Annotated in this window: 20 protein-coding genes and 1 riboswitch; of the genes, 12 read left to right on the forward strand and 8 right to left on the reverse strand. The window is 72.3% G+C overall.

The window, feature by feature from the left end:
• Positions 1-112: 112 nt before the first annotated feature.
• A complete protein-coding gene (locus ACFT2C_RS26185) occupies positions 113-517 on the reverse strand; it encodes an STAS domain-containing protein (RefSeq protein ID WP_377210027.1) in 405 nt (134 codons plus the stop codon).
• Between the two features lie 227 nt (positions 518-744).
• Between ACFT2C_RS26185 and ACFT2C_RS26190 the strand changes: the two genes are divergently transcribed.
• Both ACFT2C_RS26190 and purD read left to right on the forward strand, forming a co-directional pair.
• On the forward strand, positions 745-2,037 hold the full coding sequence (locus ACFT2C_RS26190; protein ID WP_377210028.1) for an adenylosuccinate synthase: 1,293 nt from the start codon (positions 745-747) through the stop codon (positions 2,035-2,037).
• 18 nt (positions 2,038-2,055) lie between these two features.
• Positions 2,056-3,345 carry a phosphoribosylamine--glycine ligase gene (purD, locus tag ACFT2C_RS26195; RefSeq protein ID WP_377210029.1) on the forward strand — a complete coding sequence of 430 codons (1,290 nt, stop codon included), beginning with the start codon at positions 2,056-2,058 and terminating at the stop codon, positions 3,343-3,345.
• 35 nt (positions 3,346-3,380) lie between these two features.
• Here the strand turns inward: purD and ACFT2C_RS26200 are convergent, their stop codons facing one another.
• The gene (locus ACFT2C_RS26200) at positions 3,381-5,645 is read right to left on the reverse strand and encodes a substrate-binding domain-containing protein (protein WP_377210030.1); all 2,265 of its coding nucleotides are present in this window, start codon (positions 5,643-5,645) and stop codon (positions 3,381-3,383) included.
• A 96-nt stretch (positions 5,646-5,741) separates the two neighbouring features.
• Between ACFT2C_RS26200 and ACFT2C_RS26205 the strand changes: the two genes are divergently transcribed.
• The 3 genes from ACFT2C_RS26205 (at position 5,742) to ACFT2C_RS26215 (ending at position 9,535) form a co-directional block, all read left to right on the forward strand.
• A complete protein-coding gene (locus ACFT2C_RS26205; RefSeq protein WP_377210031.1) occupies positions 5,742-6,869 on the forward strand; it encodes a LacI family DNA-binding transcriptional regulator in 1,128 nt (375 codons plus the stop codon).
• 141 nt (positions 6,870-7,010) lie between these two features.
• The gene (locus ACFT2C_RS26210) at positions 7,011-8,414 is read left to right on the forward strand and encodes a glycoside hydrolase family 6 protein (protein WP_377210032.1); all 1,404 of its coding nucleotides are present in this window, start codon (positions 7,011-7,013) and stop codon (positions 8,412-8,414) included.
• Positions 8,415-8,776: 362 nt separating this feature from the next.
• Positions 8,777-9,535: an alpha/beta hydrolase family protein gene (locus tag ACFT2C_RS26215; RefSeq protein ID WP_377210033.1), complete on the forward strand. Its 759-nt coding sequence runs from the start codon at positions 8,777-8,779 to the stop codon at positions 9,533-9,535.
• Between the two features lie 6 nt (positions 9,536-9,541).
• Here ACFT2C_RS26215 and ACFT2C_RS26220 read toward each other — a convergent pair whose 3' ends face one another.
• Together ACFT2C_RS26220 and ACFT2C_RS26225 are read right to left on the reverse strand one after the other, a co-directional pair.
• Positions 9,542-10,786 (reverse strand): type II toxin-antitoxin system HipA family toxin, encoded by a 1,245-nt coding sequence (locus tag ACFT2C_RS26220; RefSeq protein ID WP_377210034.1) that lies wholly within the window; start codon positions 10,784-10,786, stop codon positions 9,542-9,544.
• A complete protein-coding gene (locus tag ACFT2C_RS26225) occupies positions 10,779-11,018 on the reverse strand; it encodes a helix-turn-helix domain-containing protein (protein ID WP_377210035.1) in 240 nt (79 codons plus the stop codon). Before ACFT2C_RS26225 ends, ACFT2C_RS26220 begins: the two co-directional genes overlap by 8 nt.
• 241 nt (positions 11,019-11,259) lie before the next feature.
• Between ACFT2C_RS26225 and purS the strand changes: the two genes are divergently transcribed.
• The 4 genes from purS (at position 11,260) to ACFT2C_RS26245 (ending at position 14,676) form a co-directional block, all read left to right on the forward strand.
• On the forward strand, positions 11,260-11,538 hold the full coding sequence (gene purS, locus ACFT2C_RS26230) for a phosphoribosylformylglycinamidine synthase subunit PurS (RefSeq protein WP_377210036.1): 279 nt from the start codon (positions 11,260-11,262) through the stop codon (positions 11,536-11,538).
• Positions 11,538-12,287, forward strand: a complete 750-nt coding sequence (purQ, locus tag ACFT2C_RS26235) for a phosphoribosylformylglycinamidine synthase subunit PurQ (protein WP_377210037.1) — start codon at positions 11,538-11,540, stop codon at positions 12,285-12,287. The genes purS and purQ overlap by 1 nt, the downstream gene beginning before the upstream one ends.
• 27 nt (positions 12,288-12,314) lie before the next feature.
• Positions 12,315-13,475 carry a GNAT family N-acetyltransferase gene (locus tag ACFT2C_RS26240; RefSeq protein ID WP_377210038.1) on the forward strand — a complete coding sequence of 387 codons (1,161 nt, stop codon included), beginning with the start codon at positions 12,315-12,317 and terminating at the stop codon, positions 13,473-13,475.
• Positions 13,476-13,755: 280 nt separating this feature from the next.
• Positions 13,756-14,676: a diguanylate cyclase gene (locus ACFT2C_RS26245; protein ID WP_377210039.1), complete on the forward strand. Its 921-nt coding sequence runs from the start codon at positions 13,756-13,758 to the stop codon at positions 14,674-14,676.
• A gap of 6 nt (positions 14,677-14,682) precedes the next feature.
• On the opposite strand, the gene ACFT2C_RS26250 is transcribed toward ACFT2C_RS26245, so the two are convergent.
• A complete protein-coding gene (locus tag ACFT2C_RS26250) occupies positions 14,683-14,973 on the reverse strand; it encodes an Hpt domain-containing protein (RefSeq protein ID WP_377210040.1) in 291 nt (96 codons plus the stop codon).
• A 111-nt stretch (positions 14,974-15,084) separates the two neighbouring features.
• Positions 15,085-15,837, reverse strand: coding sequence for an MBL fold metallo-hydrolase (locus ACFT2C_RS26255; RefSeq protein ID WP_377210041.1), 753 nt, complete (start codon positions 15,835-15,837; stop codon positions 15,085-15,087).
• 151 nt (positions 15,838-15,988) lie between these two features.
• Between ACFT2C_RS26255 and ACFT2C_RS26260 the strand changes: the two genes are divergently transcribed.
• Positions 15,989-18,505: a glycoside hydrolase family 3 N-terminal domain-containing protein gene (locus tag ACFT2C_RS26260; RefSeq protein WP_377210042.1), complete on the forward strand. Its 2,517-nt coding sequence runs from the start codon at positions 15,989-15,991 to the stop codon at positions 18,503-18,505.
• A 26-nt stretch (positions 18,506-18,531) separates the two neighbouring features.
• On the opposite strand, the gene ACFT2C_RS26265 is transcribed toward ACFT2C_RS26260, so the two are convergent.
• Positions 18,532-19,797, reverse strand: coding sequence for an O-succinylhomoserine sulfhydrylase (locus ACFT2C_RS26265; protein ID WP_377210043.1), 1,266 nt, complete (start codon positions 19,795-19,797; stop codon positions 18,532-18,534).
• Positions 19,794-20,243: a rhodanese-like domain-containing protein gene (locus ACFT2C_RS26270; protein WP_377210044.1), complete on the reverse strand. Its 450-nt coding sequence runs from the start codon at positions 20,241-20,243 to the stop codon at positions 19,794-19,796. Before ACFT2C_RS26270 ends, ACFT2C_RS26265 begins: the two co-directional genes overlap by 4 nt.
• A 188-nt stretch (positions 20,244-20,431) precedes the next feature.
• Here ACFT2C_RS26270 and ACFT2C_RS26275 point away from each other — a divergent pair, with 188 nt between their 5' ends.
• Positions 20,432-21,229 carry a phosphotransferase gene (locus ACFT2C_RS26275; protein WP_377210045.1) on the forward strand — a complete coding sequence of 266 codons (798 nt, stop codon included), beginning with the start codon at positions 20,432-20,434 and terminating at the stop codon, positions 21,227-21,229.
• Positions 21,230-21,273: 44 nt separating this feature from the next.
• A riboswitch (SAM riboswitch) is annotated at positions 21,274-21,386 on the forward strand.
• A gap of 31 nt (positions 21,387-21,417) precedes the next feature.
• Positions 21,418-22,836 carry an aminotransferase class V-fold PLP-dependent enzyme gene (locus tag ACFT2C_RS26280; protein WP_377210046.1) on the forward strand — a complete coding sequence of 473 codons (1,419 nt, stop codon included), beginning with the start codon at positions 21,418-21,420 and terminating at the stop codon, positions 22,834-22,836.
• Positions 22,837-22,913: the final 77 nt, after the last annotated feature.

Here is a 22,913-nt window from a genome sequence, read left to right on the forward strand (position 1 = left end):
CCCCAAACGTCGTCCCCCCGCCCACTCCCCGGCGCCGCCGGGCCCCCCCGCCCCCCCCCCGCTTCACTCCCCAGGGCGCTCTACTTCGCGGACCTACCGGTTGGATAACGTTTTAGGCAGTGGACGCGTCGCGGTGGGATATCGGGGACCCGTCATCGTCCCGCGAGGTCATGACCGCGAAACCCGAGTCGGGGGCGGACGGCTCGCACGAGTGCTCGTCGTCGACGCGGAAGAGCTCCATGGCCCCGCAGACCTCGAGCACGAACAGGTCCCGCTCGTCGGCCCCGCGGATGACGGTCGCACCGCCGCGCTTGCGGCCGGCGTCGGCCAGCGAGATGAGGAACGCGGCGCCGGTCGAGTCCATGAACGTGACCCGGCACATGTCGATGACGAGCAGCTGCCGGCGCAGGCCGACGACGCGCGCCGCGATCTCCGGGAACTGGTCTCGTTCGGCGAGGTCGAGGTCGCCGGCGATCACGAGCGTCGTCGTCGTGGGAGACGTCGCGATCTCGATCATGTGTCGAGCGTAACGACAGTTGCTCGATCGCACCGGATGAAAGGCAGAATTCACCGTCTCGGGTGGTGCCAGGCAATCGGTGCGCCCCTGTTTGTCCAGCTGTGGCACGACTGTGGACGAGGTTCGCACCCCTGACGCTCACCACGAAGTAGACTCGGGCGCGGCCCGCGGGCGCCATGACGGCGCAGTCGGCGGAGCAGTCAAGCAATCCGAGAAGGTGGAGATCCATGCCAGGCGTCGTGCTCGTCGGGGCCCAGTGGGGCGATGAGGGCAAGGGAAAGGCGACGGACCTCCTGGGCTCCCGCGTCGACTACGTGGTCAAGTTCAACGGTGGGAACAACGCGGGGCACACGGTCGTCATCGACGACGAGAAGTACGCGCTGCACCTCCTGCCGTCGGGAATCCTGTCGCCGGGCGTGGTGCCGGTCATCGCCAACGGCGTGGTGGTCGACATCGAGGTCCTGTTCGAGGAGCTCGACGCGCTGATCGCGCGCGGTGTGGACGTGTCCCGCCTGCTCGTCTCGGGCAGCGCGCACATCATCGCCCCGTACCACCGCACCGTCGACAAGGTGACCGAGCGGTTCCTCGGCAAGCGCCGCATCGGCACCACGGGCCGGGGCATCGGCCCGGCCTATGCCGACAAGATCAACCGCGTCGGCATCCGCATGTGGGACCTGTTCGACGAGAAGATCCTGCGCGCCAAGATCGAGGGTTCGCTCGACCAGAAGAACCACCTGCTCGTGAAGGTCTACAACCGGCGCGCCATCACGGTGGACGAGACGCTCGACGAGCTGCTCCAGTACGCCGACCGGCTGCGGCCCATGGTCACGGACACCGCCGTCGAGCTGAACAAGGCGCTCGACGCCGGCAAGAACGTGCTGTTCGAGGCCGGCCAGGCGACGATGCTCGACATCGACCACGGCACGTACCCGTTCGTCACGTCCTCCAGCGCGACGGCGGGCGGCGCGGTCACCGGGTCCGGCGTCGGGCCCACCCGGATCGACTCCGTGATCGGTGTCATCAAGGCGTACACGACGCGCGTGGGCGAGGGGCCGTTCCCCACCGAGCTGTTCGACGACAAGGGCGAGTTCCTCCGCAAGACCGGCGGCGAGTACGGCGTCACCACGGGCCGCGCGCGCCGCACCGGCTGGTACGACGCCGTCATCGCCCGCTACGCGACCCGCATCAACGGGCTCACCGACATCGTGCTCACCAAGCTCGACGTGCTCACCGGCATGGAGAAGGTGCCGGTCTGCGTGGCATACGAGGTCGACGGCGTCCGCCACGACGAGATGCCGACCGACCAGACGGCGTTCCACCACGCTAAGCCGGTCTACGAGGAGCTCGACGGCTGGTGGGAGGACATCTCCAAGGCCCGCGCCTTCGAGGACCTGCCGCCGAACGCCCAGGCGTACGTGAAAGCGCTCGAGGAGATGTCGGGCACCCGGATCTCCGCGATCGGCGTGGGGCCGAAGCGCGACGAGATCATCCCCGTCCACGACCTCATCCACGCGCGCTGAGTAGAGAGCTCCACCACAGTGAAGATCCTCGTCATCGGGACCGGTGCCCGCGAGCACGCCATCGTCCACTCGCTCCACCGGGAGACGGCGTCGGGTACCGCCACGCACGAGCTGCACGCCGCGCCGGGCAACCCGGGCATCGCGGCCCTGGCCACGCTGCACAACGTCGACCCGCTCGACGGGACCGCGGTGGCGGAGCTCGCCGAGCAGGTCGGTGCGGAGCTGGTGGTCGTCGGCCCCGAGGCGCCGCTGGTCGCGGGCGTGGCGGACGCCGTCCGGGCGGCTGGCATCCGGGTGTTCGGGCCGTCGGGCGAGGCGGCCCGGCTCGAAGGCTCGAAGTCGTTCGCCAAGGAGGTCATGGCCGCCGCCGGCGTTCCGACCGCCATGGCGCACGTGTGCACGGACGCCACCGAGATCGCTGCGGCGCTGGACGCTTTCGGCGCCCCCTACGTGGTCAAGGACGACGGGCTCGCGGCGGGCAAGGGCGTCGTCGTCACGGACGACCGCGCGGCCGCGCTCGCCCACGGCGAGGCCTGCCTGGCGGGCGAGAACGGCCGCGTGGTGGTCGAGGAGTACCTGGACGGCCCCGAGGTCTCGCTGTTCTGCGTGTGCGACGGCGTCACGGTGGTTCCGCTGGTCCCCGCGCAGGACTTCAAGCGCATCCGGAACGACGACGAGGGCCCCAACACCGGGGGCATGGGCGCGTACAGCCCGCTGGGCTGGGCGCCGTCCGGCCTCGTGGACGAGGTGGTGAGCCGCGTCGCCCAGCCGACCGTCGACGAGATGGCCCGCCGCGGCACGCCGTTCTCCGGCGTCCTGTACGTCGGGCTGGCGCTGACCAGCCGGGGCACCCGCGTGGTCGAGTTCAACGCGCGCTTCGGTGACCCGGAGACCCAGTCCGTGCTGGCCCGGCTCGCGACGCCGCTGTCCGAGATCCTGCTCGCGGCGTCCCGCGGCACGCTCGCCGCGCTGGAGCCGCTGCGCTGGCGCCCCGAGGCGTCGGTGACGGTGGTCGTCGCGTCCGAGGGTTACCCGGAGCTCGCCCGGTCGGGCGACCCGGTCACGGGCATCGAGGACGCCGAGGCCCTCGCCGGGGTGCACGTGCTGCACGCCGGCACCGGCCTCTCCGAGACCGGCGAGCTGGTCAGCGCCGGCGGACGCGTGCTGTCCGTCGTCTCGCTGGGCGCCGACCTGGCCGACGCGCGGCGCCGGGCCTACGAGGGCGTCGCGAAGATCGGCCTCAAGGGCTCGCAGCACCGCACCGACATCGCGCTCAAGGCGGAGCGGGGCGAGGTCACCGTCCCGTAGGACTGCGGTCGGCCCGTGGGGCTGGGCCGACGCCGTCAGCTGGCCACGCCCCTCCGTTCCCGCGCCGGCATGCCGGTGACATCCATCAGCACGCCGATCATGCGTGCGCGGATGCCCGCGTCGTCGGTGACGGTGGTGGCGCGGCAGCGCACCCACATCTCGCGGCCGTCGGCGGCGAGCAGCCGGTGCTCGAGGTCGAGCGGCTCGGTGGCGCCCGCGAGCTGCCGGGCGATGGCGATCTGCACGGCCCGCACGTCCTGCGGGTGCACGCGCCCGGTCCACTCCTCGATGCCGGTGCACGGGGCGTCGTCGGGCAGGCCGACCAGCGCCCGCCAGGTGCGCGAGTAGAAGACCTGGCCCGTGGCGATGTCCCAGTCCCAGGTGCCTTCCAGCGCCACGTCCTGGACGAGGGCGTTGCGCTCGACCTCGGTGCGCAGGTCGAGCACGAGGGCGCGTTCGCGGTCGGCGGCCTCCGCGAGCGCCGCCTGCTGCCGTTGCAGCGAGGTGAGGCGGGCCTCGCGGTCGAGCGCGACGGCGACCATGGCGGCCCAGTGGTCGTACTTGTCGCGGGAGCTGGTGGCGTGGGTGTCGACGCCGCCGCCGATCGCGAGCATGCCCCAGTCGCTCTGCCCGAACGTCACCGGCACGACGAACACGACGCCCTCGCCGGCCAGCGCGGGCGGCGGGAACTTCGCGACGGGCAGGTGGGTGCCTACCAGGGCCGTCGCCTGCCGGGAGACGGCGGTGGTACCGACGATCTCGAGGGTGCGCGCCGCGTCGGGCGGGCTGGGCACCGCGGCCGCGCCGGGCACCGGCGCGCCCTCGGCGTCGCTCCACAGGGCGAGCGTGGCCGGACCGCGGTGCCCGCGCGGGAGCCAGGTGAGGGCGCGGATCGCCCGGCCGTCGGCGTGCAGCAGGTCGAGGTCGAGCTCGTACTGGTCGGTGATGGTGCGCTCGAGCCGCCCGGACCGGGCCAGCAGCGTCTGGGTGCACCCGGCGCTGAGGGCGACGAGCACGTCGGTGGCGGTCCGGGTGACCGCGCGGGCGCGGGCGGCCCGGCTCGGGGCGCGGGTGGGCTTCGGCGCCGTCGGCTCGCTCCCGGGCACCGCCGGCACCTGGTCCCGCCGCACCTGCTCCCGGAACTCGTCCTCGACCGACCGCAGGGCGGGGATGAGCTGCTCCAGCGCCTCGGGATGCGGCCGCAGCGCGCGCGTGCTCTCGGCGAGGCTGGTGAGCGTCGCCTGGGTGGGCGGCTGGCCCAGGGCGGCGGCGCTCCGGAAGACGCGCTGCACACCCCGCAGCCACGAGTCCAGGTCGGCGCCGGGCCCGAGGCGCGCCTCGGCGCCGTCGAACGTCGCGCGCGCCACCTCGCCGAGCCGCCGCCACGCCGTCGACGCCTCTTGCGCGGGCAGACCTTCGAGGAGGGTGCCCGCCCGCGCGTCGAGGCAGCCGCACGACTCGCGGGTCACCAGCGTGGAGCGCGACAGGTGCTGGCCCGCCACTCGTTCGCCCCGGATGCGGGCGAGCAGCAGCGACACGGCGAGCTCCCCGACCTGGTCGTGGTGGGGGTCCACCGACGCGAGCCGGGGCCGCACGCGGGCGCCGGCCTCGGAGTGGTCGAATCCGACGACCGCCTGGTCGCCCGGTAGGGCCAGGCCGTGGGCGCGTAGTGCGCGGGAGAACCCGATCGCGTTGCGGTCCGTCGCGGCGAGGGTCGCCGTCGTGGGCAGCCCCGGGCCGCCCACGAGGGCCTGCGCCACGGTGGCGGCGCTCGCCTCCTGGTTGTCGGCGGTGCGGTAGAGCCATTCGGCCCGGGGCGTGATGCCGTGCTCGAGGAGCGTGGCGAGGTACGCCTCGTGGCGTTCGACGATGTCGGCCTGCCGCAGGCTGCCGAGGAACCCGATCTCCCGGTGCCCGTGGGCGATGAGGTGCTCGACGGCGGCGCGGGTGCCGCCCTCGTTGTCCGGCGCGACGACCGGGGCGTCGATGCTGGCCGTGCGTCCGCTGATCCGCACTATCGGCGTTCCGTCCGCCTCGATGCGGAGCAGTGTCGCCTCGTTCACCGCCGAGGTGATGACGATGACGCCGTCGAGCCGGCCGAGGCCGACGGACGCCGTGCCCGGTGGACGGTCCGGGAACTGTTCGCGTTCCAGGTCGGCGGGGTAGGTCTGCACCGCGACCACGCGGTGCCCGTCCGGGCGGACGGTGCGCGCGATCCCGGCGAGCACCCGTCCGAAGTAGTAGCCACCAACCACCGGGGACAGCACCCCGATCACATACCTGCGCTTTCCACTCAGCATGCAAATACACCCGTCTCCGTTGACGCTGTGCAAAATTCACCCGAGGGTGCATGCTACGTGGTTATGGTCCCAACGCCGAGACCGAACGACCCCGAATTGTCCGATTGCCCCGCGCATTCCCGGCGGCCGACGATTGTTGACGTTGCCAGGGCCGCCGGCGTCTCGACGGCGGTCGTCTCGTACACACTGAACGGCCGGCGCGGCGTCTCCGCCACGACCCGCGAGCGCGTGCTCCGGGTGGCGGACGAGCTCGGCTGGCGGCCCGCGACGGCGGCCCGGTCGCTCCGCAGCGGGCCCGCGGCCGCGGCCCTGGTCGTCGTGCACGACCAGCCGTTCGGCACCCGCGCCGCGTTCCCGCTCGACCTCGTGACGGGCGCGCTGCAGACCCTCGGCCCGGACACGCTCACGCTGGCCGTGCACGTGGCCGGGTCGCCGGCGCAGGCCGCGCAGCTCATGGACAGGTGGTGGACGGAGCGCCGCTACGCGGCGTTCGTCGTCACCGGCGTCCGGGTCGACGACGCCCGCCTGGCCGCCCTGCGCTCCCTCCCCGCGCCGGCGGTCGTGGTGGGCGGGGCCATGGACTCCACGCCAGCCACCTGGCAGCACGTGGTGCTCGACGACGGCGACGCGTTCGCTCAGGTGGGCGCCTTCCTCGCCGACCTCGGCCACCGGCGGATCGCGATGGTCGCCGGGTCGGAGCACCTCGTCGCGCCGGTCCGCCAGGCCGCCGCCCTGGAGTCGGCCCTGGTGCGGTACGGCATCGAGCTGCGCACTGTCGCGGGCGACGGCCCCGAGCGCGCGTCCGCCGTGCTGCGCCCGCTGCTCGCGTCCGCCGACCGCCCCACGGCGATCGTGACCGACGACGACGCCACCGCCGGCCTGGTGCTCGACGTCGCCAGGCGGCTCGGCCTCGGCGTGCCGTGGGACCTGTCCGTGGTCGCCGGCACCGATTCCCCGGCGTGCTACCTGACGACGCCGTCGCTCACCGCCGTGCCCTATCCCGTCGAGGAGCTCGGCCGCGCCACCGGCTGGGCCCTGCGGACCGCGCTCGGCACCGCCACGTCCCGGTATGCCGCAGGCGCGGACCCGACCGCTGTCCAGGGCACGGGCCCGGGCGTGGAGCCGGGCGCGAAGTCGGCGGAGGGCGAGACCCCGCCGTCGGGCATCGTGCCGGTGGGCCGGCTGGTGGTGCGCGGCTCGACGGCGCCTCCGGCCGGCAGTTAAACGTTTAGCACGGTTCTGCCGGAACCAAACGGTAGGCAAAGTTGCGACATGCCGCGGCGGAACGAGCCGCCGCGGCGCGTGTGTCGCCGCCCGGCCCCGGGCCGGGCGGGCACGCGCTCGGTCCGGCCAATGGAGGTCACCGTGTCATCAGCATCTCGCCGCACCCGCGGCACGTCCCCACGCAGGTCGCGCACCGTCGCGGCGGCAGCGGTGGGCGCTCTCCTCGCGGCTCCCGCCCTGGTCGCCGCGAGCGCGCCAGCCTTCGCGCTCGAGGACAATCCGTTCGTCGGGGCCGGGCAGTACGTCAACCCGGACTGGGCGGACCTGGTCGAAGGGGCCGCCGCGCAGGTGAGCGACACCGCCCTCGCCGCCGACATGCGCGCCGTCGCCGACGAGCCGACGTCGGTCTGGCTGGACCGGATCGCCGCGATCGAGGGCACCGAGCGGCAGCACGGCCTGGAATGGCACCTCGACCAGGCGGTGTCCCAGTCGGGCGGCTCGCCCCTGGTGTTCAACGTGGTCATCTACGACCTGCCGGGCCGCGACTGCCACGCCCTGGCCTCGAACGGCGAGCTGCCGCCCACGGCGGAAGGCATGCAGCGATACAAGACCGAGTACATCGACCCGATCGCCGCCCTGCTGAACCGGCCGGAGTACGAGAACCTGCGGATCGTCGCCACCATCGAGCCGGACTCGCTGCCCAACCTGGTGACCAACCAGTCCGACGCCGACTGCGTCGCCTCGACGCCGTACTACCGCGAGGGCGTGCGGTACGCGCTGACCGAGCTGTACGAGGTCGGCAACGTGTACTCGTACATCGACGCCGCCCACTCGGGCTGGCTCGGCTGGCCCGACAACTCCAGCCGGTCCGCGCAGGAGTTCGCCAACGTCATCGAGGGCGGCACCTACGGGTGGGACGCCGTGTCCGGCTTCGTCACCAACACGGCGAACACGACGCCGCTGGAGGAGCCCTTCCTCCCCAACCCCGACCTCCAGGTCGGCAGCGGCCAGGTCAGGTCGGCAAGCTGGTTCGAGTGGAACCCGGACTTCGACGAGATCGACTGGACGGCGCACCTCTACGACCTCATGGTCGCGCAGGGCGCGCCGTCGAGCATCGGCATGCTCGTCGACACCGGCCGCAACGGCTGGGGCGGCCCGGACCGGCCGACGGCGGTCAGCACGTCGACCGACCTCAACACCTACGTGAACGAGTCCAAGGTGGACCGCCGCAACCACCGCGGCGCCTGGTGCAACCCTGAGGGCGCCGGCATCGGCCAGCGGCCGACCGTGACGCCGTCGGGCCACGCCGAGTCGCACCTCGACGCCTACGTGTGGGTGAAGCCCCCGGGCGAGTCGGACGGCTCGTCGGTGGAGATCCCGAACGACGAGGGCAAGCGCCTCGACCGCATGTGCGACCCGACCTACCAGTCCAGCGAGCTGGGCGGGAACTACACGGGCGCACTCTCCGACGCGCCGCTGTCGGGCCGATGGTTCCCGGCGCAGTTCGAGATGCTCGTCGCCAACGCGTACCCGGCGATCAGCTAGGGCAGCACCCGGCCGGGAGCGGCATCGGGCCGGGGCAGCACCGGACCAGGAGCGGCACCAGGTACCGAGGGGCAGGGTCACAGCGCGGTGGCCCTGCCCTTCGTCGTCCCGCTGGTTGGGTGCGCCGAACCGCAGGTTGCCCGTCGTGACGGGGTCGAACCGAAGGTTGCGCGTCGTCGCAGCCGTCGAACCGAAGGTTGTTGGTCCACGCGGGCGACGATCGACGGGTGTCTTGCGGGTCGGTTGTGGGAACCGCGATCAACTTGCGGCTCGGCGCACCGCCCTGTCTCGCTGGGCGTCGGCGTCATCTCGAAGAAACTCGGGTGGCGTTAATATCGCCGCCTGTCGACAGGGGAGTTGTCGTGGCTGAGCGCGTCACGTTCGAGAGCACAACTGGGCCGCGGCTCGCGGGCATCATCGACCTGCCCGACGGCGAGGTGCGCGGCTGGGGAGTGTTCTCCCACGGGTTCACGCTCGGCAAGGACTCACCCGCCGCGGCGCGGATCTGCAAGCAGCTCGCGAGCGAGGGCATCGGCATGCTCCGCTTCGACAACCTCGGCCTCGGCGACTCCGAGGGCGACTGGGGCGACGGCTCGTTCACGCACAAGGTCGCGGACACCGTGCGGGCCGCCGAGTTCATGGCCGACGAGGGCCGGCCGGTGCACCTGCTGGTGGGCCACTCGTTCGGCGGCGCGGCGGTGATCGCGGCCGCGGGGGATGTCCCGGGCGTGCAGGCCGTCGCGACGATTGGCGCCCCCGTCCAGCCGCGGCACGCTGAGCATAACTACGACGCCGTCCTGGGCCGCGTCTTCGACGACGGTCACGCCCAGTGGATGGTGGGCGGGCGCGCGCTGACGCTGAAGCGGCATTTCGTGGAGGACGTCCGGCGCGCCGAGCTGCGGTCGAAGATCCGGGAGATGGGCTCGCCGCTGCTGGTCATGCACTCCCCGACGGACAGCACCGTGGACATCTCGAACGCCGGGGAGATCTTCCGCGAGGCGCGGCACCCGCGCTCGTTCGTCTCCCTGGAGGGCGCGGACCACCTGCTCACCGCCCCCGGTCAGGCCAAGCGCGCGGCCCGCATCATCAGCGCCTGGGCGGACCAGTACCTGACGGCGTGACAGGACCTACGCTCCGTCGCCGGCAGGCAGGCCGGCGAGAAGGTTCGTGGCGAACCTGGTGATGTCCCTGACCAGGTCGGCGTGGGCGCGCGGGTCAGGTTCCTCTCGGTGCGCCGTCTCCAACACCATCGTCAGGGTCTGTTCGACGACGTCGTTGCTGTCCCGTAGGCCCCATGACGCGAACTCGGCGGCGAGATGAGCTCGCGTGACAGCGGCGTGGCGATACGTGCGGTCGACAGCGAGTGCCAGCTCGCCGTCGTTGGGCAGATGAACCTGGGGGACGACGTCGTAGGCCGGTGCCAGCTCGACGGATCCGTCCGGTGAGTGGAGCAGGGACACATTCTTGGCATGTAGGTCGAGGTTTCCGATTGCGGCGGCGAGCGTAGCCATACGGGCCAGTCGCACCGCGGACTCCCGCCCGACTGTCACGGTGAGCTCGCGTGCGATGCGCGCGAGAGAGGCCTTCCCGCCGATCCGCTGATACTTCTGGTCTCCTCGGAGGCCGAGCACCTGGTTGAAGTCCTCTTGATGAATTCGACTTGGAGGCTCGCCGTCGGCAGTGCCCATGCGGTCATAGCGTTCGACGACCAGCGCGGGAACGCCGTCGAACTCCTCGATGTGCGTGGCGAAGTCTGCGAGGCCGAGCGCACGAGCGAAGCGGGAGCCGTACTCCTCGTCGTAGATGATCGTGGGGTAGTCGCGAGACTCGGGCTTGAGGATGTGTGTCGACGGGTAGCCGTCGACGACATGCGCCCAACCCTGTGCTGATCGCGCGAGGACGACCTTGTCCTGCACGCCGGCGAGTGAGGTCTTTCCGCTCAACGGCTTGTTGGCCAGGGGGAACGAGGTGACGTTGCGCAGCAGGTCTGCGACTCCGGAGGGAGTCAGCGGTTCGGTTGCCGGGGTCTTCGGCTCGCCGGGCCCTTTGGGATCCCAGATCTGGAGCGCGCCAGCGATGTCGCGGCCGTACTGACGGAGCATTCCAACGACATCGTGTTCGGCAACGCCGGCATTTTGGGCGAGGCGACTGAGCATGCGCCCTTCGGGCAGAAGCTCTCGGAAGAAGTTCTGCCGCCGGTCGCGCCGAGCCCGAGCGGGGACAACGGCGAGCGGCACAGCCAGGGAAAGAACGGTGCTGTCGAGGCCGAATTTCTCGATTGCCGCACGCTCCGCGACGAAGTCGAAGCTCGCGCCAGTCCGGACGAGTGTGCCGATGTGAACGTCGTAGAGCTCGACAATGAGGTCACCCATCGGCGCTCCTGGGGTCGATCGTTGCGGTGAGCTCGGTGCCGGTCTCGCGCATGAGGGCAAAGAGGCGATCGACATAGATCGACGGCTTACCGGCCTCGATCTCCCAGATGTATCGCTGAGTGGTGCCGATGCGCGCAGCCATCTCCCGCTGGCTCCATCCGTTGAGCAGCCTGGCTTGTTGCAGGATTCGCCCGAGTGACTCGGGGTTCGTGACCTTGCCGGTGTAGGGCATCGCCGCACCTCCCATTGCGACTACGTTTTGGTAGTCATCCATCCAGACTACGAAAAGGTAGTCATCGACGGTGACTACCTTATGCGCGTCAATGCGGTTCGACAAGCATGCGGGACCGCGCGCGAAGCCCTGCGCACCGGGCTGTCCCGGCGGCGCGGCGCACGTCACTTCCCCCGGACGGCGGGGCACCCCGCCGCGCCAGTAGACTTTCCCCGGAATTCCCTCACTTCAAGGAGCCTTCGTGGGACGCGTCGTCGTCGAGGTCATGCCCAAGCCCGAGATCCTGGACCCCCAGGGCAAGGCTGTGGTCGGAGCGCTGCCGCGCCTCGGCTTCACCCAGTTCTCCGGTGTGCGTCAGGGCAAGCGGTTCGAGCTCGAGGTGGACGGTGAGGTGACGCCGGAGATCCTCGCCGCCGCGCAGGAAGCAGCGTCCACCCTGCTGTCCAACCCGGTGATCGAGGACGTCGTGTCGGTGACCGACGCCTCCGCCGAGGTGACCGACGCGACGGTGACCGCCTGATGTCGGCGACCGAGCCGGCGTCGGGCGCCCGGAAGGTCCCCGGGATCGACGGCGCCCGGATCGGCGTCATCACCTTCCCCGGCACGCTCGACGACCGGGACGCCGCCCGCGCCGTCCGGCTGGCCGGCGCCGAGGCAGTCTCCCTGTGGCACGCGGACGCGTCGCTGCAGGACGTCGACGCCGTGGTGCTGCCCGGCGGGTTCTCCTACGGCGACTACCTGCGGGCGGGCGCGATCAGCCGGTTCGCCCCGGCGATGACCGCCGTGGTCGACGCCGCCAAGGGCGGCATGCCGGTGCTCGGCATCTGCAACGGTTTCCAGGTCCTCACCGAGGCGCACCTGCTGCCCGGCTCGATGATCAAGAACGAGCACCTGCACTTCGTGTGCCGGGAGCAGTCCCTGATCGTCGAGAACGCGCGCACCGCGTGGACCAACGAGTTCCGTCGCGGCCAGCAGATCAAGATCCCGCTGAAGAATCAGGACGGCCAGTTCGTCGCCGACGAGCGCACGCTCGACGAGCTCGAGGGCGAGGGCCGCGTGGTCTTCCGCTACGACGGCTGGAACCCGAACGGGTCGCGGCGCGACATCGCGGGCATCACGAACGACCGCGGCAACGTGGTGGGGCTCATGCCGCACCCGGAGCATGCGGTCGAGCCAGGCTTCGGCCCGGCGTCGGCCGAGGGCCCGCGCGCCGGCGTCGACGGGCTGGCGTTCTTCACGTCGGTGCTGTCCTCGCTGGTCCACGCGTGACCGTCGGATCGCTCCGGGCAGGCGTGCATGGCTGCTGAGGTTCTCGCGGGTCTCACCATCGAGACGGTCGGCTGGGGCCACGCCGACGCCGCCCGCCTGCGTGCCGAGCAGCAGCGCGAGATCGACCTGCGGTACGCGGAGCCGGGCACGCCTTCGGCGGCCGACTCGGACGACGCCCCAGGGCCGGACCCGCGCGACCGCGTGGATCCCTCGAACGTGTTCGCGACCCTGCTGCTGCGCGTCGACGGCGAGCCGGCCGGGCACGCCGCGATACGCGACCTGTCGGGCCGCGACGACCACCAGGGCGGCCTGCACCCCGACGGCACGGCCGAGGTCAAGCGCGTGTACGTGGCGCCGGCCTTCCGCGGCCGTGGCCTGTCCCGCGCCCTGATGAACGCGGCTGAGGACGCGGCCCGAGCAGCAAGCGTGCGGCACCTGATCCTGGAGAGCGGGCTCATGCAGCCCGAGTCGCTCGGGCTGTACCTGCGGCTGGGCTACGACCCGGTCGAACCGTTCGGGGTGTTCTCGGACGAGCCCGGGTCGCGGTGCTTCGGCAAATGGCTGGCGCCCGCGCCGCACTCCGGGCGCCCCCCGGTGGTCGAGCTTGTCGAGACCCCGGCCCCGGGCCCAGAGATCCGCGAGGTGCCCTGGGACGACCCCGATGCGGCAACGCTGCGGCGCGAGATGTGGGCGTTCCTGCGGGAGCTTTACCCCGGTCTGGCGCACGACGTCGCGGCGCGCGGCGGCCACGACGTCGTCGACGCCGAGAACGGGCGTGCCGCGCGCGCGACCTTCCTGGCGACGCTCGACGGGCGGCCGGTGGGCTGTGCGACGCTCGCGGCGGCGCAGGTCGGGCCGGCGCACCTCACGGTCGACCCGCTGGACGGTGTCGCCGGGCTCGCCCCCCTGGGCGGCGACCTCAGCGGCGACGACCCCGGCGGCTTCGAGGTCCGGAGTGTGTTCGTCGACCCGACCGCCCGGCGAGCGGGTGTCGCGACGGCCCTGGTCCGGCAGGTCGAGGACGCTGCCCGACGCAGGGGCGGGCTCGCGCTATATCTCGCGACCGGTGTCCGGCAGCCGGAGGCGCTGCGGCTCTACGTGGGGCTCGGCTACCGGCCGGTGCTGCCGTTCCCGCCGCACGACGATCCCGAGAATGCGGTCCTCCTGCTCCTGGGCAAGGCGCTCTGAACCGCGGCTGTGTCTGGACAGCGGCCACATCACCAGGCGCGGCGCTCGCTGTGATCCATCCGTTCGCCAAAGAGAACGCTGTGGCGTGAACGACTGCTGAGCTGGTCGACGTGACATCAGTTGGCTCTTCTCTGGTCGCCATGGTTGCGTGTACTTGCGCAGCAGGCGACGAAGGTTCGGCGCGGCGTGCCTTCGCGGGCGGCCGAGACCCTCGAGCTTCTCGACTCCAGAGCGGGAAGGGTCCCTTGATGACGACGACGGTTGCACTGGCCGGACCACGATGAGCGCCCCGACGGTCATGATCGCCGACGACGACGAGATGATCCGCGCCGTGGTCCGGGACGGCCTGGAGAACGAGGGCTACCAGGTGGTGGAGGCCGTGGACGGGCCGGCCGCGGTCGAGCTGTGCCGCACGGACCCGCCCGACGTCGTGCTGCTGGACGTCGAGATGCCCGGGCTCGACGGGTACCAGGTGCTGACCGAGCTCAAGGGCGATGCCGAGCTCAAGGACATCCCGGTCGTGTTCCTGACCAGCCGCAGCACCATGGACGATGTCGTGGCGGGGCTGCGCGGCGGCGCGCACGACTACCTCAGCAAGCCATTCGAGGGAGCCGAGCTGCTCGCTCGCGTCGCGGCGGCGTCCCACGTCAAGAAACTGCAGGACGAGCTCCAGGAGCGCAACGCCGCGCTGGAGGAGCTCGTCAGGATCGACTCGCTCACCGGGCTGTACAACCGCCGGTATCTCGACCAGGAGCTCACCCGCCGGCTCAGCGACTCGCTCCGGCACGGGTATCCCCTGTCGGTGGTGCTGTTCGACCTCGACCACTTCAAGCGAGTCAACGACATCTACGGGCACGCGGCCGGTGACCAGGTGCTGCGCGCGTTCGCGGGCCACCTGCACCGGGAGCTGCGTCCCGGGGACGTCGGCGGACGCTGGGGCGGCGAGGAGTTCCTCGTCATCCTGCCGCACACCGATCTCGACGGCGCCTTCATGCTCGCCGATCGGATCCGCTCGGCGACGGCCGCGGAGCCCGTCTCCGCGGACGGCCAGAGCATCACGGTCACGATCAGTGGCGGCTGCGCGGTCGGACCCTTCGGATCCGTTGAGGCCATGGTCAAGCTCGCCGACGCCCGCCTCTACCAGGCCAAGCTCGCCGGCCGGAACCAGATCGTCACCGCCGCCACGCCCCCGATCGGCTGAGGACCGTCATGCGAGGCAGGCGCGAATCCTGTCCAGCAGCTGGGGGACGCTCGGGTCGCGCCGCGGGTCGCCCTGTGCGTCCTCGAGGTGTGCGCGGAGCATCTGTTCGAGCTGGGCCGCGGCCAGGGAGCCGTCCGGGCGTCCCAGGGTGCCAAGGGTCCCGGTGAGCTTGTGGGCGTCGGCGAGTGCGGTGCGGTGGTCGAGCTCGCCGACGTACCAGGCCTCGAGAGTCTCCACTCTCCGTGTCGTGGTGCCACGGAACCTCTCCCAGAGAACTGCGATGCGTTCTTCGGTCATGACGGTTCCCCGGCGCAGGTCGCTGGCTGAAATGAAGGCCAACAAGTGATCGGCCGATCATTCATCGTGCCACGCAAGGCGCGCTCTCGCTCGGAGCCCGGCATCTGCTGGCTACTCGTGCCGCAAGTACTCCAGCTGCGCCCGTACCGACGAGCGCGCCGCGACCAGCACGGACCGGTCGACGTCGGTGTACACCGCGCCGGTCACCGCGTCCAAGAGCGAGTCCGGGAGCGGGGCTCCGGCGTCAGGCAGCTCCGCCCCGAGGCTTGACAGCGCCGAGCGCACCTGGCCGAGCCGCTCAAGGCGGTGCTCGCGGTACGCGCGCACCGCGGCGCCGAGGTCGGGGATGACGGGTCCGTGCCCGGGCAGTCCCTGCACGTCCAGCGGTGCGAGCCGGTCCAGCGAGCCCAGGTAGTCACGCAGCGAGCCGTCCGGCTCGGCCAGCACGGTTGTCCCGCGACCCAGCACGGTGTCGCCGGTGAGGACTGCGGAGGACAACCCGTCGGACACCGCGAAGCACACCGAGTCCGCGGTGTGTCCCGGCGTCGCCAGCACCTCGATGCGCAGGCCGGCGACGGCCAGCACCTCGCCGTCGGCCAGCGGCTCGACGGCCGCGCCGTCCGCCCCGCCGCTCCGGCTGAACTCGGGGAGGGCACCCCGCGACGGTGCCCCGGTCAGCTCGCGGAACCGCGCCAGCCCGCCGGTGTGGTCGGCGTGCCGGTGGGTGACGAGCACCAGCTCGACCGGACCGGCGTCGGCCAGCGCGGCCAGGTGCGGCTCCAGCAGCGGTCCGGGGTCTACCACCACGCAGCCCGGCGCGCCGGGAGCGCGCAGCACGTACGACCGGGTTCCGTCGAGAGTCATCGGGCCGGGGTTGTCTGCGCGGAGCATCCTCGCAAAGGGCGCAACAGGGCTCACCGGACCACCTTATCCAGCGGTCGACAGCGCTTGTGCTGTGGCGCACTCCGGTGTGTGATCGGTAAATCACCTCCCAGTGTCGAGAGGAATCCCCAGGATGTCCGCCCTTCCCGGCGTCGCGCAGCACCTCCACGCCCGCAGAGCTCCAGCACTCCTCGCCGCGACGGCACTCGCCGTCAGCGTCCTCGTGCCCACCTCCTCCGCGGCCGCCGACACCGCCCGGGGCGCGGCCGCGGACACTGCCGCCGGCGCCACGGCCGCGGACGCCGAGGCGCTCGTGAGCGCGGGACCCGTCGTCCTCGTCGAGGACGGTGACACGGCGGTCGTCACCATCTCGGTCCAGGCCGCCGACGGCGGCGCCCTCGCCGGGCCGGTCACCGTCGGCTGGCGCACGGGTTTCGGCACGGCCACCGCCGACGCCGACTACGACGCCGGCTCGGGCACCGTCGAGTTCGCGGCGGGCACGCCGTCGGGTGCCGCGCGGACCATCGAGATCCGGACCCGGGAGTCGGAGGCGGGCGAGACGGCGGAGACCGTCCCGGTGACCCTGGAGTCGCGGGACGCCGAGGTCTCGGAGGGCCCCACCGTCGTCGTGCGGGCGCACGACCTGCCCTACCTCGACGAGCGCCTGTCGACCGAGGAGCGCGTCGCGGACCTCGTGAGCCGCATGACGCTGGCGGAGAAGGTCGGGCAGATGACCCAGGCGGAGCGCGGGAGCGTCACGGGCGACCCGGCAGTCGTCACCGAGCTCGGGCTCGGCTCGATCCTCAGCGGCGGCGGCTCCACGCCCGCCGAGAACACGCCGGAGGGCTGGGCCGACGCGATCGACGGCTTCCAGAGGCAGGCGCTGGCGACGCGGCTGCAGATCCCGCTGATCTACGGCGTCGACTCCGTGCACGGGCACGGCAACCTGGACGGCGCGACGATCCTGCCGCACAACATCGGGCTCGGCGCCACGCGCGACCCGCTGCTCGTGGCGAAGGCGGAGCACATGGTCGCCACCGAGACCCGCGCGACCGGCATCCCCTGGACGTTCGCGCCCTGCCTGTGCGTGGTGCGCGACGACCGCTGGGGCCGCACCTACGAGTCGTTCGGGGAGCACCCGGCGCTGGCGACCGTGCTCGGCACGGCGGCGATCGCCGGGTTCCAGGGCAAGCGCCTGGACAGCGGCAAGTCCGTGCTCGCGACGGCCAAGCACTTCGTGGCCGACGGCGACACCGCCTACGGCACCGGCGAGGGCGAGTACACGGTGGACCAGGGCATCACCGAGCAGAGCCGCGCGCACGTCGAGGCCGTGGACCTGCCGCCGTACGCGGCGGCTGTCGCGGCCGGCGTCGGCTCGGTCATGCCGAGCTTCTCCAGCATGGACTGGACCGACGACGGCCTGGGCAACCCCGTGAAGATGCACGCCAACGGCGAGCTGATCAACGGGTGGCTCAAGGACGACCACGGGTTCGACGGCTTCGTCATCAGTGACTGGCAGGGCATCCACCAGATCCCGCCGCTCGCCGACGACTCGCCCACCACCGCGCAGATCGTCACCGGCGTCAACGCGGGCATCGACATGTTCATGGAGCCGTCGCAGTTCGAGCGGTTCCACACGCGGCTCGTCGCCGCCGTGCAGGCCGGCGAGGTGACCGAGGAGCGCATCGACGACGCCGTCTCCCGGATCCTGGCCGCGAAGTTCGAGCTGGGCCTGTTCGAGGAACCCTTCGCGGACCGGTCCCACGCCGACGAGATCGGCTCGGCCGACCACCGGTCGCTCGCCCGCAAGGCGGTGGCCGAGTCCCAGGTGCTGCTGAAGAACGACGGCGCCGCGCTGCCGCTGGACACCGACGCGAGCGTGTACGTCGCGGGTCGCAACGCCGACGACCTGGGCAACCAGGCCGGCGGCTGGACCGGCACCTGGCAGGGCTTCTCGGGCGACGTCACCGAGGGGACCACGATCCTCGAGGGCATCCAGGCTGCGGCCGACGACGTCACGTACAGCGAGGACGCCTCCGCGCCGACCGACGGGGCCGACGTCGGCATCGTCGTCGTGGGGGAGACGCCGTACGCCGAGGGGTTCGGCGACGTCGGCGGGCCCGAGTGGGCCTGGGACCCGGCCGACGGCGGGGTGCCGCGCGAGGAGAAGTCGATGGCGCTGCAGCCCGGCGACGTCGAGGTCGTCGAGAAGGTCTGCGCGGAGATCGAGACCTGCGTGGTCCTGGTGGTGTCCGGGCGGCCGCAGCTCCTCACCGAACAGCTCGGCTCGATCGACGCGCTCGTCGCCTCGTGGCTGCCGGGCACCGAGGGCGACGGGGTCGCGGACGTGCTGTTCGGTGAACGGCACTTCACGGGCCGGCTGCCCGTCTCGTGGCCGCGGTCCGCCGACGACCCGGTCGTCAACGTCGGCGACGAGGACTACGACCCGCTGTTCCCCTTCGGCTGGGGCCTGTCGACGGGCGGCCGCACCTCGACCCTCGACGAGCGCCGGCTCGACCTCCAGGACGCTGTTCTCGACCCGGCCCAGGGCGTCCCGCCGCAGGCCGCAAAGGCATTAGCAACCTCCGACGTGGCCTTGCTACAGGGCCACGAACCCCGAGCCCGCCACATCCTGAATGCGGCGAGGTAGAACCAGGGTTCTACCTCGCCCCAGTTCTACCGCGCGGAGGCGAGGGCCTGTTCGACGTCCTCGATCAGGTCCCGGGTGTCCTCCAGGCCTACCGACAGGCGGACCGTCGTCTCCGTGATGCCGACGGCGGTCCGGCCCGCGGCACCGAGCTTGCGATGCGTCGTGGTCGCGGGGTGCGTGATCAGGGACTTGGCGTCGCCGAGGTTGTTCGAGATGTCGATCACCTGGAGCGCGTCGAGGAACGCGAAGGTCCGCTTCTTGGCCGTCTCCGCATCGGTGCCCTCGGGGACGGCGAGATCGAACGTGACGACCGTGCCGCCGCCGCTCATCTGGGCCCGCGCGAGGTCGGCCTGCGGGTGGGAGTCGAGGAACGGATACCGCACAGCGCCCACGCCCGGCAGCGCCTCCAGCGCGTTCGCGACGGTGAGCGCGCTCGCGCCCTGCGCCGCGATGCGCACCGGAAGCGTCTCCAGGCCCTTGACCAGGGTCCACGCGTTGAACGGCGACAGCGACGGCCCGGTGTTGCGGATGAACGTCTGCACGGGCCCGGTCACGTACTCGGACGAGCCGAGGATCGCTCCGCCCAGCACCCGCCCCTGCCCGTCGATGTGCTTGGTCGCCGAGTAGACGACGACGTCGGCGCCCAGCTCCAGCGGCTTCTGCAGCAGCGGGGTGGCGAACACGTTGTCCAGTACGACGGTCGCCCCGGCGGCGTGCGCGAGGCCGACGACGGCGCGGACGTCGACGATGTCCTGCATCGGGTTGGACGGCGTCTCGAAGAACACCACGTCCGCGGGCGTCGCGAGCGCCTCCTCCCACTGGGACAGCACGTGCCCGTCCACGTAGTCGGTACGCACGCCCCACTTCTTGAAGATCTCCTCGAAGATCACCACGGTGGACCCGAACAGGGCCCGGGCCGCCACGATCCGCGAGCCTGACTGCACGAGCGCGGCCAGCGACGTGAACACCGCCGACATGCCGGTCGCCGTCGCGTAGCAGGCCTCCGCACCCTCCAGCAGGCGCAGGCGCTCCTCGAACGTGTGGACCGTCGGGTTGCCGTAGCGCGAGTAGACGAACCGGTCGATGTCGCCGGCGAACGCCGCCTCGGCCTCGGAGGCCGTGTCGTAGACGTAGCCCTGGGTGAGGAACAGCGCCTCGCCCGTCTCCTGGAACTCGCTGCGCTGGTGCCCGCCGCGCACGGCGAGGGTCGCGGGGCGGACGCCGCGGGGCAGCGGCTTGCGGCCGGACCCGCCAGGAGTCGCGTCGGGCGGGAACGCTCCGGTGACGGTCACTTGGCGGCCTCCGTCCAGGGCAGACCCGCGACCTTCCAGCCCTCCTGGTCGCGGACGCCGTCGGCTCCCGGCGCGCCCTCGAAGCCCTCCAGCACGTTGTACGACGGCGCGATGCCGGCCGCCGTGGCGAGCCGCGCCGCGCCGATCGAGCGCTGGCCGGACCGGCAGAGGAAGACGACAGGGCCGCCGGTGACGCCCGCCGCCTTGAGCTCCTCCAGGAACCCGGTGTTGGGGCGGCCGCCGGCCCGCACCCACTCGGCGAAGACCGGCTGCTTGTCGAGCGTCGCCGTGTCGGGGACGCCGATCGTGCGCCACTCGCCGTCGGTGCGGACGTCGACGAGGGCGGCGCCCGGGTCGCCGGCGAGGAGGTCCCAGGCCTGCTGGGGCGTGATGTCGCCGGCGTAGCCGACGGCGGGGCGGGCTTCGAGGTGCGCGGGATCGCTCATGGTGGTCCTCCATCGGTCGTGGCGGTAGCACCCTTGTCCGTCCGCGCCGCGGGGGCGGGAACGCTGGGTTGCTGCGGCGTCGTCGTGCCACGTCACTCGGCCGCTCGGGATGGTCGCTGTCGATCGTACGACATCGCGTCCGGTGGGTGGGATGCCGTCTCGTACGCTGGTCGGGCTAGGGTCTGGGTGTGGACGAGGCTGTGGACGAAGCTGTGGACGAGCAGGAGCTGACCGGCGGCAACACCACCGCCGTCGTCCGGATCGGCGACACCGTGCACCGCGCGGCGGGCCCCTGGACGCCCACGATCCAGAGGCTGCTCGACCATGTCCGGGCCGGCGGGCTGACCGAGGTTCCCGAGCCGCTCGGCCTGGACGCCCAGGGCCGCGAGGTCGTCTCGTACCTGCCCGGCGACGTACCTGGCTGGCCCGCCCCGGAGTGGCTCTGGTCGACCCGCGTCCTGGCCGACGCCGGCCGGCTCCTGCGGCGCTTCCACGACGCCACGGTCGGCTTCGCCCTGTCCGACGCCGAATGGCGCCTGCCGGCGGCCGAGCCCGCCGAGGTGATCTGCCACAACGACGCGGCGCCCTACAACATGGTCTTCCGGGACGGCCGGCCCGTGGGCCTGATCGACGTCGACACCGCCTCGCCAGGCCCGCGGATCCTGGACCTGGCGTATCTCGCCTACCGGCTCGCCCCGCTCTCGAGCGACGCCTTCGCGGGGGCCGCGTACGACGTCGGACACCTGGACCCGATGGCGCGGCTCGACGCGCTGACCAGTGCCTACGGGATGCCGTACGCGCGCGCCGAGGTGCTGGCCGCGATGGTGGACAAGCTGCGCGACCTGGCCGCCTGGTCCGAGGCCAGGGCGGACGACGGCGCCTCGGCTGACCTGCGAGAGCACGCCGCGATGTACCGCGCGGACGCGGACCGGATCGCACGCCTCATCTCACGGCCGGACCGACCAGATCGTGAGACCAGTATCTGAGACGCGCGTTGACAGCGGTCTTGCCGCACCACAGGATGACCTCAGGTCATGAGCGCCAGCGCGAAGCCCCGGCTCGCTGGCCGGCAACCCTCCTCCGCGGTGGGGTGCCCCGGGTGACGACCTGGCCGCGGGCAGCCGCACGCGGCAAGCGCGGGGGACCCTCCCCCAGGACTGTGCTGGAGGACGCCATGTCTGCAACCACTCTCACCCGTGTCGCCGCGGTGACCGACGTCGCCCCGCTGCGCCCCGTCGTCGGCGGCGCGACGCTCGTCCCGCTCGTGGACGGCAGCCGGGTCCCGTACGCCAACCTCGACGTCGCGGCGTCGGCCCCGGCCCTGCAGGCCGTCGCCGACCGCGTCACCCAGGTGCTGCCCCTGTACGCCAGCGTGCACCGCGGCGCGGGGTACCTCTCCCAGGTGAGCACGGCACTCTACGAGACCGCCCGCCGCACCGTCGGCGCGTTCGTCGGCGCCCGCGAGGACGACCTGACGATCATCACGCGGAACACCACCGACTCGCTGAACCTGCTGGCCGGCTGCGTGCCCGCGCAGCCCGACGGCGAGCCGGGCCGCGTGCTCGTGCTCGACGTCGAGCACCACGCGAACCTGCTGCCCTGGCAGCGCGGCACGGACGCGACTGTGCTGACCGGCGGCGCGACCGTGGCCGAGACGCTCGCCCAGATCCGCGAGGAGCTGGCCGACGCCGCCGCGACCCGGCCGATCGCCCTCCTCGCCCTCACCGGCGCCTCCAACGTGACCGGGGAGTCGCTCCCGGTCGACAAGATCGTCGCCATCGCCCACGAGTACGGCGCCCGCGTGGTGCTCGACGGCGCTCAGCTCGTGCCGCACCGCCGCATCTCGCTGGAGTCGACCGGCGTCGACTACCTGGCCTTCTCCGGGCACAAGACCTACGCGCCGTTCGGCGCGGGTGCCCTGGTGGGCCGCCGCGACTGGCTCGACGCCGGCACGCCGTACCTCGCGGGCGGCGGCGCCGTGCGGCGCGTGCGCGTGGCGGGTACTGACTGGCACGAGGGCCCCGCCCGGCACGAGGCCGGCTCGCCCAACGTGATCGGCGCCGTCGCCCTGGCGGCCGCGTGCGAGGAGCTCGCGGCGCTCGACCCCGCCGACGTCGCGGCCCACGAGAACGCGCTGCGCCGCCGCCTCGTGGCGGGGCTGGAGGCCATCGACCGGGTCGAGGTCGTGCGCGTCTGGGCCGACGCCGTCGACCCCGTGGGTGTCGTGACCTTCACCGTGACCGGCTACGACCCAGGCCTGGTGGCCGCCTACCTGTCCGCGGAGCACGGCATCGGCGTGCGGGACGGCCGCTTCTGCGCGCACCCGCTGCTCGGCCGCCTCGGGTTCGACGCCGGGGCGGTGCGCGCCTCGGTCGGCGTCGGCACCGCGGGCGAAGAGGTGGAGCGCCTGATCGCCGCCGTCGGCAAGCTGGTGGCCGAGGGTCCGCAGGCCGGCTACGACGTCGTCGACGGGCTGTGGGTCGTGACCGACGACCCGCGCCCCGTCCCCGAGGGCTCCGGCCTCGCGGGTCTCCTGGCGACGGCGGCCCTGGGCTTCGACGAGGCCTTCGGCTGCCTCCCGGACGAGGCCTGACTCCTCGCTGGTCGAACGGCGAAGTAGAGCGCCTGTCCGCCCTGCGCCCGGATCAATCCGGGCACAGGGCGGACAGG

The organism is Promicromonospora sp. NPDC057138, from assembly GCF_042670845.1.
In the GTDB taxonomy this organism is placed as follows: domain Bacteria; phylum Actinomycetota; class Actinomycetes; order Actinomycetales; family Cellulomonadaceae; genus Promicromonospora.

Excerpts from the sequence above, each read along its gene's own strand:
- ACFT2C_RS26185 (WP_377210027.1), bottom strand. The coding sequence starts at position 517 with ATGATCGAGATCGCGACGTCTCCCACGACGACGACGCTCGTGATCGCC.
- ACFT2C_RS26190 (WP_377210028.1), top strand. The coding sequence starts at position 745 with ATGCCAGGCGTCGTGCTCGTCGGGGCCCAGTGGGGCGATGAGGGCAAG.
- ACFT2C_RS26200 (WP_377210030.1), bottom strand. The coding sequence starts at position 5,645 with ATGCTGAGTGGAAAGCGCAGGTATGTGATCGGGGTGCTGTCCCCGGTG.
- ACFT2C_RS26220 (WP_377210034.1), bottom strand. The coding sequence starts at position 10,786 with ATGGGTGACCTCATTGTCGAGCTCTACGACGTTCACATCGGCACACTC.
- ACFT2C_RS26225 (WP_377210035.1), bottom strand. The coding sequence starts at position 11,018 with ATGCCCTACACCGGCAAGGTCACGAACCCCGAGTCACTCGGGCGAATC.
- purQ (WP_377210037.1), top strand. The coding sequence starts at position 11,538 with ATGTCGGCGACCGAGCCGGCGTCGGGCGCCCGGAAGGTCCCCGGGATC.
- ACFT2C_RS26240 (WP_377210038.1), top strand. The coding sequence starts at position 12,315 with ATGGCTGCTGAGGTTCTCGCGGGTCTCACCATCGAGACGGTCGGCTGG.
- ACFT2C_RS26245 (WP_377210039.1), top strand. The coding sequence starts at position 13,756 with ATGAGCGCCCCGACGGTCATGATCGCCGACGACGACGAGATGATCCGC.
- ACFT2C_RS26250 (WP_377210040.1), bottom strand. The coding sequence starts at position 14,973 with ATGACCGAAGAACGCATCGCAGTTCTCTGGGAGAGGTTCCGTGGCACC.
- ACFT2C_RS26255 (WP_377210041.1), bottom strand. The coding sequence starts at position 15,837 with ATGACTCTCGACGGAACCCGGTCGTACGTGCTGCGCGCTCCCGGCGCG.
- ACFT2C_RS26260 (WP_377210042.1), top strand. The coding sequence starts at position 15,989 with ATGTCCGCCCTTCCCGGCGTCGCGCAGCACCTCCACGCCCGCAGAGCT.
- ACFT2C_RS26270 (WP_377210044.1), bottom strand. The coding sequence starts at position 20,243 with ATGAGCGATCCCGCGCACCTCGAAGCCCGCCCCGCCGTCGGCTACGCC.
- ACFT2C_RS26280 (WP_377210046.1), top strand. The coding sequence starts at position 21,418 with ATGTCTGCAACCACTCTCACCCGTGTCGCCGCGGTGACCGACGTCGCC.